The following is a 12,942-nucleotide window of genomic DNA, read 5'->3' on the forward strand; positions in this document are numbered from 1 at the left end:
GCCGTACGAGGTCGCCTGCCGCCACATGCACGAGGAACCGCTCTCACCTTCCGTTCTCACTCCCGGCCTTCCGCCGGAGTACGACGCGATCGTGCTGCGCGCCCTGCAGAAGGATCCGGACCGCCGCTACCAGTCCGCGGCCAGCATGCGCCGTGCGATCTCGCGCGTCATAGCTTCGGGCCTCCGCGTCTCCTGACCGTCCGTAGGTCACGCAGTGCGGAAGGCCTCGGCGAAGGTGAACGTGCCGCGGAGTGTGGGGTCGTACGCGGTCAACGTGCGTACCTGAAACGCCGCGTCGAGGTACCCCCGACTGCAGACCGCGTGACCGACTACCTCGTCCCGGTCTCCGATCACCACCACACACAGCGGCGGCAGCCAGTCGGGTCCGGTACGGAGCCGGTCGAGGATCGAGACCTCGACCGGGAGCTGTCGCTCACCCCTTCAGGCCGCTGTTGGCGACGCCCTCGATCACGTAGCGCTGCACCACCACGTACAGGATCAACACCGGGATGGCGGCCACGCTCGCCCCGGCCATCACCACGGGATAGTCGGTGGTGTAGGCACCCTGGAGGGTGGCCAGGCCGGGCGCCAGCGTCATCTTGTTCGGGCTGAAGAGCACGAACACCGGCCACACGAAGTCGTTCCAGGCGCCGAGGAAGCTCAGCACCGCAAGCGTCACCAGCCCCGGTTTCGACAGCGGCAGCACGATCCGGGTGAAGATCGTCCACGAGTTCGCACCGTCGATCAGGGCGCTCTCCTCCAGTTCGCGGGGGATCGACAGGAAGAACTGGCGCAGGAAGAAGACGCCGAACGCGCCGGCCGCGCCCGGCACCACCAGCGCCCAGTAGCTGTCCAGCCAGCCGAGCTTGCTCATGGTGAGGTAGTTCGGCATGAAGAAGATGAAGCCGGGCACGAAGAGCGTGGCGATGAGGATGCCGAAGAGCAGGTTCCGCCCGGCGAAGCTCATCCGGGCCAGTGCGTAGGCCGCGGCCGACGCCACTGCCACGGTGAGCAGCATGTGCAGCACCGAGACCGCCAGCGAGTTGAGCAACCACGTGTAGACGGGGTTCGCGGCGTCGTCGAAGATCACCTTGTACGCCCGCAGGGTCCACTCGGTGGGCAGAACCCGGATCGGGATCGAGCGGGCATCGGACTCGGTCTTGAACGTGGTGAGCAGCATCCACAGCAACGGCAGGACGAAGATCAGCGAGATCACCGTCATCGCGACGTAGGTCAGCGGCCCCACCCTGGTTCGGGAGTAGCCCGTCTGATGAGTCCGCCGGCGGAGTGCGGTGGAGGAGTCGACTCCGGACGGACCGCTGGTGATCAACTTGGTCGTCGTCATGACGGTCTGCGCTCCCGCATGATCAGGAAGTTGGCGATGGAGATGATCGTCAGGGCCAGTGCCAGCACGTAGCTCATCGCCGCGGCGGTGCCCATCCGGAAGCCACGCAGGCCCTCGTTGGTCATCGCCATGATGGCCGTCGTGGTGCTGTCACCCGGACCACCTCTGGTCAGGATGTACGGCTGCCCGAACAGGTTCGCGCTGGCGAGGATCGTCGTCGTCACCACGAACAGGAAGATGTTGCGCAGGCCCGGTACGGTCACGTGACGAAACCGCGCCCATCGCCCGGCGCCGTCCAGCTCCGCCGCCTCGTACAGCTCTCCGGGCAGACCCTGCAACCCGGCCAGGAAGATCACCGCGTTGAAGCCGATCGTCCACCAGATCGTGGTGACCAGGATCGTGATCCAGGCCTGCGGCTGGGTGGTCAGCCAGGAGACCTTCGGCAGCCCGATCCCGCTCAGGATGCCGTTGATCAGCCCGACCTCGGGGTCGAAGAGGTAGCCGAAGAGCAGGCCGACCACCGCGACCCCGAGCACGAACGGCGTGAAGACGACCGCACGGAAGAAGGTGCGGCCGGCGAACTTCTGGTTGAGCAGCAGCGACAACCCCAGCGGGATCGCCACCAGGAACGGCACGCTCATCAGCACGAACAGGAAGGTGTTCTTCATGCCGTTCCAGAACGGATGGAAGATCACCGAGCCGGCGTCGAGCAGGTCGCGGTAGTTCTGCAGCCCCACCCAGGGCTTGCCGGGCAACATGAAGTCCCAGTTGTGCAGGCTCATCCAGAAACCGAAGACCGCCGGGCCCACCACGAACGTCAACAGCAGCACGACGTACGGCGCGACGAAGAGGTACGGCGTCAGTGGACGGTGGTGCCGCAACGCGGTCCGGCTCATGGTCGCGGCTCCCGATCGCGGCGATTGCTCATCCGCTGTACTTCTTCTTGTTGGCGGTCAGGATCTGGTCGCCCTTCTGGGCCGCGTCCTGCAACGCCTGCGCGACCGGCTTCTTTCCGGTCACGGCCAGGCTGACCGCCTTGCTCCACTCGGGATCGGTGTCGCCGGCGCCCGGCACGTTGGGCGGGAAGTGCGCCCAGTCGATCATCTTCTCGAACTGCTTCACGTCGGTGTACTGCGCGAACTCCGACGACTCGCGCACCGACTTGCGGGCCGGCACCATCCCGGCCTCGGCCCAGCCGACGGAGTTCTGGCTCATCCAGTTGACGAAGACGCGCGCAGCGGTGGCCTTGTTCTTGTCCTGGTTGGTCTGCCGCGGCAGCGTGAAGCAGTGCGATCCCGCCCACGTCTGCTGCTCCGAACCGAACACCGGGATCGGTGCGCAGCCCCAGTCCAGGCCCTTCGCCTCCTTGCACGGAGTGACCATCCACGGCCCGACGATCATGAAGGCGGCCTTGTTGTTGCTGAACGAGACCCAGTCGCCGTCGGCGGCGGCGTTCTTCGGCGAGTAGCCGTCGTCGATCAGGCTCTTGAAGTAGGTGATCGAGTCGATCGCCGGCTTGTCGGCGAAGCCGGTCTTGGTGCCGTCGTCGCTGATCATGTAGCCGCCGTTCTGGAAGATCATCGACTGTGCGACCAGGCCGCCGATGCTCAGGGCGCTCACCCAGTAGCCCTTGACGTTCTTGGACCTGCACTTGTCCAGCACCGCCATGAACTCGTCCTTGGTGGTCGGCGGCTTCTCGGGGTCGGCGCCGACCTGGGCCAAGACCTTCTTGTTGTAGTAGAGGCCGGCCGGGTGGATGTCGAGCGGTATGGCGTACTGCTGGTCCTTGTAGTACGTCGCCTTCCACACCAGCTCGGCGTAGTCGTCGGCAGTGAGCTTGGCGCCCTTCACCACGTCGTCGATCGGCTGGACCACCCGGCGAGCGGCGTTCGTGGCGATGTCGCCGGTGTGCATCAGGCAGATGTCGGGGGCCCGGCCGCTCTGCACCGAGGCCGGCAACTTCTGGAACAGGTCGGCCCAGGCGATCGACGTGGTGGTGACCTTGATCTTCGGGTGGGCCTTCATGAACTTCGCGACCAGCTTCTTCATCACCGGGCCGTCGCCGCCGGTGAGGCCGTTCCAGTACTGCAACGTGACGGCCGGGCCGCTGTAGCCCTCGGCACCGCCCTTGCCCTGCGTGCCCTCCGCGGGTTCCTGACCCGGGCCGTGACTGCCGCCGCAACCGGAGAAGGTGAGCCCGGCGCCGACAGCGGCGGCAGCGCCGAGCAGGGTCCGGCGGCTGAAACGCACCGGATCAGCAGTGGCCATCGTGGTCCTTTCGGAAGTTCAGCGGCTGGCGAGTCGAATGCAGTGCCACGACGCCGGCGGCAGCGTGACGGTCAACTGGTCACCGGCGACGGTGGAGACGCCGGGCTGAGGGACGACCCGATCGGGACTGTCCTCGGAATTGCTCGCGCCGTGGTCCTCGTCGCCGACGACGAGGTGCTCGACCAGGCGGAGTTCGCCGAACGCTCCCAGCCGTACGGTCCAGGACGCCGGATCGGTCAGCGAGCGGTTGGTGGCGAAAATGGCCAGCTCACCGGACTGCGCATCGTGCGTCGCGACCGCCCACACCTGCTCGACCGGACCGTAGGCAGGAGTATCAACCTGTCCGTGCTCACCGCCGAGCATCAGCACGGTGCCCCGGGCGTGCCTGGCCGTGAGCGCGAACGGGTGGAAGATCGTCTGCCGCCACGCCGCTCCGCCGGGGACCGTCAGGATCGGCGCGATCGCGTTCACCAGTTGCGCCTGGCAGGCCACGCCGACCCGATCCGTGTGACGGAGCAGGGTGATCAGCAACGATCCGACCACCACCGCGTCGAGTGCGGTGTAGACGTCCTGGATCAACGCGGGCGCCTCTGTCGGCTCGGACGGTTCGGGCGCCTCGGTGTGCTCCGCCTCCTTCTCCGCGTGCCGGGCGGCGAACCAGACGTTCCACTCGTCGAAGGAAACGTTGATCCGCTTCGGCGAGTGCCGCTTGGCAGCCACGTGGTCCGCGGTCGCGACCACGTCGCGGATGTAACGATCCATGTCGGCCGAGACCGCGAGGAAGGACACCTCGTCGCCGCCGACCGGCTCGTAGTACACGTGGGCCGAGATCAGGTCGACGTCGTCGAAGCAGTGCTCGAGAACGATGCGCTCCCAGTCGCCGAAGGTCGGCATCCGCGGGTTGGAGGAGCCACAGGCGACCAGTTGCAGGTCCGGGTCGAAGACCTTGTACGCGTGGGCGACCTCCCGTGCGAGCCGGGCGTACTCCACCGGCGTCTTGTGACCGATCTGCCAGGGGCCGTCCATCTCGTTGCCCAGGCACCACAGTCGTACGCCCCACGGTTTGGCGTGCCCGTTGCTCACGCGCTGGTCGGCGTACCGCGTGCCGGGGTTTCCGTTGACGTACTCGAGATAGTCGACCGCCTCGGCCAGGCCGCGGTTGCCGAGGTTGACCGCGAGCATCGGTTCCATGCCGACGCGGGCACACCAGGCAAGGAAGTCGTCGGTGCCTACCTGGTTGGTCTCGATGGAACGCCAGGCGAGGTCGAGGACTCGCGGTCGCGACTCGCGCGGCCCGACGCCGTCCTCCCAGCGGTAGTTGGACACGAAGTTGCCGCCCGGGTAGCGGACGACGGTCGCGCCGAGTTCCCTTACCAGGCCGGCGACATCACCGCGGAACCCGTCCTCGTCGGCCGTGGGATGCGTGGGCTCGTAGATGCCGGTGTAGACACACCGGCCGAGATGCTCTACGAACGTACCGAACAGCCAGGGGTTGACCGGTCCGACAGCAAAAGCTGGATCAATCGTGGAGATCAAAGACACCGGCCACTCCCTGAATCAATTCAACGATGTAACCGCGGTGCCGGAAGTGTGCCGGAGGCGAAAATGCGCTGTCAATGACTCGACGGAAGGAATCTTGGACGACCCGTGACCGGGCTTCACGCGCCGAGTGGGCAGGCCGCCGACTCGTGGACGCGCGGTACCGGTCGAGATGCCCTTCGGTGACGAACTCGGTGAGCGCGGCCTGGGTCGCCGACGGCGGGCACCAGTCGGTCACCTGGCGGATGGCCCGCAACGAGGGGAGCAGAGTCGGCGGTGCGATCCGAAAGCCCAGGCGCGTCCCGGCGCCAGGGTCTTGGCGAACGTCCCACGTAGAGCACCCGGCCGTCGCGGTCGAGACGATGCAGCGGTTCGAGCGGGTGCGCGGTGTAGCGGAACTCGCTGTCGTAGTCGTCCTCGACCACGGCCGCTCCGTTCGCCGAAGCCCAGTCCAGCAAGGCGATCCGGCGCCGGCGTGACATCACCATGCCGAGCGGATATTGGTGAGAAGGGGTGACGCAGACCAGCTTCGCCCTGGCCGGCAAGGCATCGACCACGATGCCCTCACCGTCCACCGAAATCCCGACCACCCGCAACCGTGTCCCCGGGGTCCAGCAGCACCCGAGCGATCAGGCCCACGGCGTGCCCGGCTCCCGCCGGCAGCTGATCCGAACGGCCTACGAGGCGCTCCCCGAGGGCGGCGCGTGCTGATCGAGTTCGGCGACGCGTTCGACTTCACCGGCAGCGACTTCGCCGGGTGGTGCCGCGACGCGGGCTTCCGCGACGCCGAGATTCTGCCCCGATACCGGTCCTGCGACCGCAGGATCGCCTACAAGGAGTGGAACCCTGCGGGTCGCAGCTGCCGCCTCGGTGGAGGGTCAGCCGACGCCGGCGAGCAGCTTTCCCAACGCGTCGAGCAAGCCGGCGGTGCCGGACTCGCGACCGGCGGCGGCCTCCGGTCCGGGACCGTGCACGCCGTCGAGGTGGACGCCCTGCTCGGTGAACGTGAGGCGGGTCCCCGGGCCGGCGCCGTCGTGGGTGGGCTCGAACACGATCGTGGTGATCGACGTCGAGGCGTGCGCCCCGTCCAGCCACATGTCGTAGGTGTAGACGATCCGCTCGTTTGGTGTGACGTCGGTGTAGGTGGCGCGGAACTGCGACAGCGGGCCGCCCTCGCCGTGCCGGCCCTCGTCGGTCGCCACGCCGCCGACCCGGAAGTCGTCGGAGTACTGGACGTCGACGAACTCGTCGCTGCCGAACCACTCGCGCTTGATCTTCGGGTCGGCGAAGGCGGCCCACACGCGGTCGACCCCAACCGGGTACTCGCGCTCGATCACGAACGTGGCGTGGGTCTGGGTGCGGTCGGTCATGTCAGTCCTCCTGTGTCGGATGCTGGTTGGTGAGGTAGTCGCCCAAGCGGTCGAGCTTGCGTTCCTGCGGGCGGCGGTGGGCCACGATCCAGGCGTTGGCCGGGACCAGCGCGTCGGGCACGAGTTGGTACGTGCGCACCCGGCCGACCTTCTCCGACGACACGATCCGCGCCTCCTCGAGGACCCGGAGGTGCTGGACGACGGTGGGCAGCGCCATGCCGAACGGTTCGGCGAGCTGGCTCACCGAGGCCGGGCCGTGGACCAGCCGCGCGACCATCGCCCGGCGGGTGCCGTCCGCCAGTGCGCGGAACATTCGGTCGAGGTCGACGCCCCCGTCGTCCCAGGCCGAACACTTAGGCATACGACTAAGTATGTTGTCACGGGCGAGGATGTCAAGGGCGGCAACCGCCGTCGCCGTCGCCAGGTGACCAGCGCTGGACACAGCCCGCCGCGCGTCGCACGATGTCCGGGACAATTGCAGCCTTCCGGTGTGCGCCACGACCGGGACCAGCTCCGGACGAAGGGACGGTTGATGAGGACCGAACGAGGAGTTCCTTCGCGGTCGAGGACCCGGTCGTGACGGCCGAGGTCGCGCCGCACTCGAACGGCGCCGCACCGGACCCGAACGACGCTCCGGGCGCCGACGCCATCCGGCTCACCCTCAACGGCCAGCGGTACGAGGTCGCCGCACCGGTCGGGCGTACCCTCGCCGAACTTCTCCGCAACGACCTGGGCTTCACCGGCACCAAGGTCGCGTGCGGAGAAGGACACTGTGGCGCCTGCACGGTGCAGGTCGACGGCAGACCCACGCTGTCCTGCATCACCCTCGCCCACACCGTCGACGGCGCCGAGGTCACCACCATCGAGGGTCTGCGCGACCACGCGATGGTCGATGCGTTCGTCCGCTGCGACGCACTCCAGTGCGGCTTCTGTACGCCCGGACAGATCGTGTCGGCGACCGCCCTCGTCGCCGGCAATCCGCAGCCCAGCCGCGAGGAGATCCGGCACGCGATGGCGGGGAACATCTGCCGATGCGGCGCCTATCCGAAGATCGAGGAGGCGATCCTGACATGGCGCGCCTGATCAGGACCGAGAAGGAAGTCGAAGGCCGCTTCGAGACCGTCTGGCTGGTCGTCGACGAGGACTCCCTCGACCAGTGGCCGTCCGGCCCGCTCGACGTTGTGGGCCGCCCGGCCACCCGCAAGTCCGGCCACGCCCGTGCCCGAGGCGAGGCCACCTACACCGCCGACGTCCGTTTGCCCGGGATGCTGGCCGCCGCCGTCCTGCGGTCGCCGTACGCCCATGCCCGCGTCCGTCACATCGACCTGTCCCGGGCCCTGCAGGCGCCAGGCGTACGCGGCGCGATCGGCCCCGGCGACGCCCCCGAGGTCCAGGCCCTCGCCGGCTACCACGGCGCACCCGTCGCCGCGATCGCCGCCGACAGCGAAGGCCAGGCCCGCGCCGCCCTCAGGCTCATCGACGTCGACTGGGAGGTTCTGGAACCCGTCCTCGACCCCGACGAGGCCGTACGCCGCGGCCAGCTGACCTCCGAGCCCCGACACTACGAGCGCGGCGACTTCGACGCGGCTCTGGCCGAGGCCGCCGTCGTGGTCGAGTCGGAGTACCGCACCCAGGTCGTCCTCCACAACTCCCTCGAGACCCACCAGTCGGTGTGTACGTGGGAAGGCGACACCCTCGTCGTTCACACGTCCACCCAGGACATCTGGGGCGTGCGCAACGGCGTCTCCCAGGCGCTCGGAATGCCGGCGGACAAGGTTCGGGTGATCTGCGAATACATGGGCGGCGGCTTCGGTGCCAAGAACGACCCCGGCCACTACACCTTCATCGCCGCCGAACTCGCCAGGCGCACCGGCCGCCCCGTCCGCTGCGCACTGACCCGCCGCGAGGAGAACCTCGCCGCCGGCAACCGCAACGCCACCATCCAGCGCCTCACCATCGCCGCCCGCCGCGACGGCACGATCGTCGCGCTGGGCGGGGAGTTCGTCGCCGCCCTCGGCTGGGGCGGCTGGATGGCCTCCACCGCCGGACCGATGCAGGGCCTGTACGCCTGCCCGAACGTCCGGACCGTCGAGTACGCCGCCCGACTCAACACCCCGCCGATGGCGGCGTTCCGCGCACCCGGGTTCGTCGAGGGCACCTTCGGCCTGGAGTGCCTGGTCGACGAGCTCGCGGTGAAGCTGGAGATGGACCCGCTCGAGATCCGACGCCGCAACTTCTCCCCGGCCGACCCGGCCACCGGCACCGCGTACTCCTCCAACAACCTCATGGAGTGCTACGCCCGCGCCGACAAGCACTGGGCCCGCCGCCACGACGTCCGCGCCCGCAGTGAAGGGCCCTGGCGGCGAGGCGTCGGCATGGCGTCCCAGATCTGGTACGGCGGCGGCGGACCGCCCGCGTACGCGTGGGTGCGGGTCGGCTCCGACGCCCGCGCCACCGTCGTCACCGCGATGCAGGACATCGGCACCGGCACCCGTACCGCCATGTCCCAGATCGCCGCGGAGGAGCTGGGCCTGCCGCTGGACAGCGTCGACCTCGTCCTCGGCAACACCGACCGCGGGCCGTACGCCGTCGCCGCGGCCGGATCCTCCACCACCCCGTCGATGGGTCCCGCGATCCGCTCCGCCGCCGGCGACGCCCGCCGGCAGATCCTCGACATCGCCGCCCAGCGCTACGACCGCGAGCCCGACCAGCTGACGCTGCGCGGCGGCCGCATCGTGGCCGCCGACGGTGAGTCCTGGCCGACCGAAGAGGTCCTCGGCCTGCTCGGCGACGCCCAGATCCTCGGCAAGGGCGCGCGTGGCCCGAACCCCACCGGCATGGGGGTGCACACCTTCGGCGTCCAGGTCGCCGAGGTCGCGGTGGACATCGAGACCGGTGAGGTACGGGTCGAACGCCTCGCCGCGATCCACGACGTCGGCCGCGTCATCAACCCGCTCGGGGCCTCCAGCCAGCTCGAGGGCGGCGTCATCCAGGGCATCGGGCACACCCTGTCCGAGGAACGCCTGATCGACCCGGCCACCGGGCAGATCCTCACCCAGACGCTGGACGCCTACCGCATGCCCACGATCGCCGACGTCCCCGAGATCATCACCGAGCTCGTCGACGTACCCGACCCCAACCTCACCAGCCTCGGCGCCAAGGGACTCGGCGAACCGCCGATCATCCCGGTCGCCGCCGCGATCGCCAACGCCATCCGCGACGCGACCGGCGCCGACGTCCACGAACTCCCCCTCGACCGCGAGGAGATGCTGCGCGCCCTCCGCGACGCGGCCGACCGACAAGCAGCGAAGGAACGCCATGAAGCTCCGGCGACTGTCTAGCCTCGCCGACGCCGAGTCCGGCGAGGCCGGGCTCGGCAACGGTTCGTTGGCCCTGGCCGGCGGTACGGAGGTCGTCCCGCTGCTGCGCGACGGACTGCTCGCGGCCGACACCCTCGTCGACGTCCGCGGCGTGCTGCCGCGCGAGATCACGCCGTACGACGGCGGGGTGCGGATCGGTGCGGGTACGACGCTCACGGAGCTGGAACACGCCGACACCGCGGCCCGCGTGCCCGACGCCCTTCGAGAGGCATGCCGGCTGTCGGCGTCGCCGCAGATCCGCAACATGGGCACCATCGCGGGCAACCTGCTGCAGGCCACCCGCTGCTGGTACTGGCGGCTCGGGCACGACTGCTGGCTGGCCGGCGGCGAGAAGTGCCTGGCCCGCGACGGACGCAGCGACGAACACGCGGTGTTCGGCAACAGCCGCTGCGCCTCGGCGCACCCGTCCGACCCGGCCGCGGCGCTGCTCGCGCTGGGAGCGACGGTGCGTACGTCACGGCGGGACCTGCCGATCGCCGACCTGTACCGCCTGCCCACCGACGACGACCGGACCGTCACCGCGCTGGAACCCGGCGAGCTGATCCTGGAGATCGACGTACCTCGGCCCGCTGCCAGCACCTACCTGAAGGCGATGGACCGCAAGCGGTACGCGTTCGCCCTGGTTGGTGTCGCGGCGGTCCGCTCCGGTGAGTCCGATGAGGTCGGTGAGGATGTGCGGGTCGCGCTCGCCGGGGTCGCCCCGGTGCCGTGGCTGGTCGAGTCACACAACGGCGATGCGGTCGGCTTCGGCGACGCCACGCCGCTGCCGGGTTCGGCGTACAAGATCGAGCTGGCCCAGGCGCTGATCCGCCGCGCCAAGGACGCCATCTCCGAGACGGTGTGATTGCCCGCGGACGGCGCTCCGGCGCCGCCCGCAAGGGCGCGGCCGGGGGTCGAGGCGTGGAGGACCACCTTGCTTTACCCGGAACTCTACGCGTGGGCGGTGCCAGTCAGAAGGTGTGTGACCGGCGCAGGCGCCGCGGGCGGCCGTCGGGGTCGGCGACAGTGCGGTACGCCAGGCCGGCCCACCTCATGGTCGCCGGCGAAAGCCGCGGCAGCTGGTAGGGGCGCAGCCGGCCGGGTGGCCGCGAGCCGGTGCGTTCGCCGTCGTGCCAGTGCTGCAGTCGCTGCGCCGCTTCGGCGAAGGCGGCGAAGAACGACCCGGGATCGATCAGGTCGGCATCGTCACCGGGGTCGCGGTCGAGGTGTTCGCGGGCGAGTTCCAGACGAAGGTCGCGGGCGAAGACGCGGGCGCCGTCACCGTAACGATCCAGTACGCGCGGTTCGCGGCAGTCTCGGACCTGGTCGATCACCGCACAGGACAGCTCTGAGTCGTGGGTCCAGGAGCGGCGGTTGAAGTTGTCGGAGCCGACCGAGGCCCACACGTCGTCGATCACGCACACTTTGGCGTGGACGTACACCGGGGTGTCGTGGTGGTTCTCGATCCCGTACACCCCGACGCGACCCGGAGCGGCCGCGTTGAGCAGGTCGAGCGCCTGCTGGCGTCCGACCAGGTTCATCGGAAGGCTCACCCGGCCGTCCTGGTCGGGGTGGTGGGGGATCACCGCGACCAGCAACAGGTCGGGGTTGGCGGCGAGCGCGTCGGCGAAACAGGAGGCCACCTCATCCGACCACAGGTACTGGTCTTCGACGTAGACGAGCCGGCGCGCACGGGCGAGGACCTTCCGATAACCGCGGGCGACACTGCGTTCCCCGTCCGGAGCGAACGGGTAGCGGGGGCGCCGCGCGGGATAGGTGCGCAGCACCTGCACCAGATGGGTGCCCGCCGGCGACGGGTCGGACGGCTGCGCAGGAAGGGTGGACGGGTCGTCATCGTCGTCGCGCCGCAGTGCGTCGGCCACCCGGTAGGCGGGGTTGAGGCTGACCGGCGTGCGGTCGTTCCAGCGTTCGCGAAAACTGAACTCCAGATCCCCTACCGCCGGCCCGTGGATCTCCAGTTGGATGTCGTGCCACGGTGGCCGGGGTCCGTACACATCGCTCATCGGCTGCCGCTGCGGGTCGCCATGGTGGTCGCTGGTGTCGCGCCGGCTGTGGCACAGGTCGATCCCGCCGGCGAACGCCACGTCCCGCTCGGGGTGCCGGACGTGCCGGACGACGACGAACTTCTGATGGTGAGACCCGCCCGGACGCACCCGCATGTCGCGGATGCATTCCCCGCCCGCGGCGTTGATGTCCTCGCCCAGATACCGGTTCTCGTCCGCGCTGAACGCCAACCGGTCCCAGTGCGAACGCCAGATGAGCCCCTTGACGATCACACCGCGGCCGGCGGCCTCACACAGCACGCGCGCCACCTCGGCGCCCTGTTCGTCGAGACGCTGGTCGGGGTCGCCACGCCAGTCGGTGAACATGATGACGTCCCCGGCCTCGGTGGCAGTGACGACCTCGACCAGCCGGGCGAAGTAGGTCGCGCCGTGCACCAGCGGCGTGACCGTGTTCCCGCCGGACCACGCCGTCGTCCCATCGCCGCGGCGCCGGTCGAGTTCGGTGGCGTCGTTGCCCCGCTCGTCCGCGGTGAGAAACCACTCCAGGTCTGTCACCGGCGCAAGGTAACACCAGTGACGCGGCCGCCGGTCCGGCTCCTGCATGAACGACGGCTGGCTGCGCGGGAGGGCTACATCGAGGAGTACGCACCGTAGTTCACCCGCCACCAAGGGGAGTCGACACCGAAGGGCGTCAACCGCCGCTTCGACGGAGGCCGAGACGATGATCGAGACGACGGCTTCCTACCGCGGCCCGTGTACGTCGTACGGCGAGTCCGCGACACTCGGCAACGGGCGGCTCACGGCGTACCCGCAAGCCGAGCACGGCGTACCCACGGCAGTTGGGTTGGTGTTCCCCGCGCGCACGTTGCAGGGTCTCCCAGCGAGCCCGCCGACCGATGGCAAGTGGTGCTACGACAAGGACGGCAACGGAAGCGTCGACCCGATGACCGAGTGCGCGAACGGAACCCGCACGGGCACGCACCACCTCTTGTCTACGACCTGCCGCATTTCGACATCCACTTCTACATGAACGCCGA

The 12,942-nt window shown here is 69.3% G+C and carries 12 protein-coding genes; 5 read left to right on the top strand and 7 right to left on the bottom strand.

Going from position 1 to position 12,942, the window contains the following annotated elements:
- The coding region (locus ABZV93_RS04320) for a hypothetical protein (RefSeq protein ID WP_354930161.1) at positions 1-196 on the top strand (196 nt) is incomplete at its 5' end.
- 237 nt (positions 197-433) lie between these two features.
- Here ABZV93_RS04320 and ABZV93_RS04325 read toward each other — a convergent pair.
- The 4 genes from ABZV93_RS04325 to ABZV93_RS04340 are packed head-to-tail and all read right to left on the bottom strand — an operon-like array spanning position 434 to position 5,155.
- Positions 434-1,345, bottom strand: a complete 912-nt coding sequence (locus ABZV93_RS04325; protein ID WP_354930164.1) for a carbohydrate ABC transporter permease — start codon at positions 1,343-1,345, stop codon at positions 434-436.
- Positions 1,342-2,241: a sugar ABC transporter permease gene (locus ABZV93_RS04330; protein WP_354930167.1), complete on the bottom strand. Its 900-nt coding sequence runs from the start codon at positions 2,239-2,241 to the stop codon at positions 1,342-1,344. The genes ABZV93_RS04325 and ABZV93_RS04330 overlap by 4 nt, the downstream gene beginning before the upstream one ends.
- Before the next feature lie 28 nt (positions 2,242-2,269).
- Entirely contained in the window at positions 2,270-3,613 is a 1,344-nt protein-coding gene (locus tag ABZV93_RS04335) for an ABC transporter substrate-binding protein (RefSeq protein WP_354930170.1), read from the bottom strand.
- Between the two features lie 18 nt (positions 3,614-3,631).
- Positions 3,632-5,155 (bottom strand): alpha-N-arabinofuranosidase, encoded by a 1,524-nt coding sequence (locus ABZV93_RS04340; RefSeq protein WP_354930173.1) that lies wholly within the window; start codon positions 5,153-5,155, stop codon positions 3,632-3,634.
- Positions 5,156-5,665: 510 nt separating this feature from the next.
- On the opposite strand from ABZV93_RS04340, the gene ABZV93_RS04345 reads away from it, so the two are divergent.
- Entirely contained in the window at positions 5,666-5,863 is a 198-nt protein-coding gene (locus ABZV93_RS04345) for a hypothetical protein (RefSeq protein WP_354930176.1), read from the top strand.
- A gap of 167 nt (positions 5,864-6,030) precedes the next feature.
- Here the strand turns inward: ABZV93_RS04345 and ABZV93_RS04350 are convergent, their stop codons facing one another.
- Both ABZV93_RS04350 and ABZV93_RS04355 read right to left on the bottom strand, forming a co-directional pair.
- Positions 6,031-6,522 (bottom strand): SRPBCC domain-containing protein, encoded by a 492-nt coding sequence (locus ABZV93_RS04350; RefSeq protein ID WP_354930179.1) that lies wholly within the window; start codon positions 6,520-6,522, stop codon positions 6,031-6,033.
- 1 nt (position 6,523) lies between these two features.
- Positions 6,524-6,883, bottom strand: coding sequence for a metalloregulator ArsR/SmtB family transcription factor (locus ABZV93_RS04355; RefSeq protein WP_354930182.1), 360 nt, complete (start codon positions 6,881-6,883; stop codon positions 6,524-6,526).
- A gap of 215 nt (positions 6,884-7,098) precedes the next feature.
- On the opposite strand from ABZV93_RS04355, the gene ABZV93_RS04360 reads away from it, so the two are divergent.
- The 3 genes from ABZV93_RS04360 to ABZV93_RS04370 are packed head-to-tail and all read left to right on the top strand — an operon-like array spanning position 7,099 to position 10,746.
- Positions 7,099-7,605 carry a (2Fe-2S)-binding protein gene (locus ABZV93_RS04360; protein ID WP_354930185.1) on the top strand — a complete coding sequence of 169 codons (507 nt, stop codon included), beginning with the start codon at positions 7,099-7,101 and terminating at the stop codon, positions 7,603-7,605.
- Positions 7,593-9,863: a xanthine dehydrogenase family protein molybdopterin-binding subunit gene (locus ABZV93_RS04365; RefSeq protein WP_354930188.1), complete on the top strand. Its 2,271-nt coding sequence runs from the start codon at positions 7,593-7,595 to the stop codon at positions 9,861-9,863. Before ABZV93_RS04360 ends, ABZV93_RS04365 begins: the two co-directional genes overlap by 13 nt.
- Complete coding sequence (locus tag ABZV93_RS04370; RefSeq protein WP_354930191.1) at positions 9,841-10,746, top strand: FAD binding domain-containing protein; 906 nt, start codon at positions 9,841-9,843, stop codon at positions 10,744-10,746. Before ABZV93_RS04365 ends, ABZV93_RS04370 begins: the two co-directional genes overlap by 23 nt.
- Before the next feature lie 106 nt (positions 10,747-10,852).
- On the opposite strand, the gene ABZV93_RS04375 is transcribed toward ABZV93_RS04370, so the two are convergent.
- A complete protein-coding gene (locus tag ABZV93_RS04375) occupies positions 10,853-12,460 on the bottom strand; it encodes a phospholipase D family protein (protein WP_354930194.1) in 1,608 nt (535 codons plus the stop codon).
- Positions 12,461-12,942: the final 482 nt, after the last annotated feature.

It is taken from the genome of Actinopolymorpha sp. NPDC004070, from assembly GCF_040610475.1.
GTDB lineage: Bacteria > Actinomycetota > Actinomycetes > Propionibacteriales > Actinopolymorphaceae > Actinopolymorpha.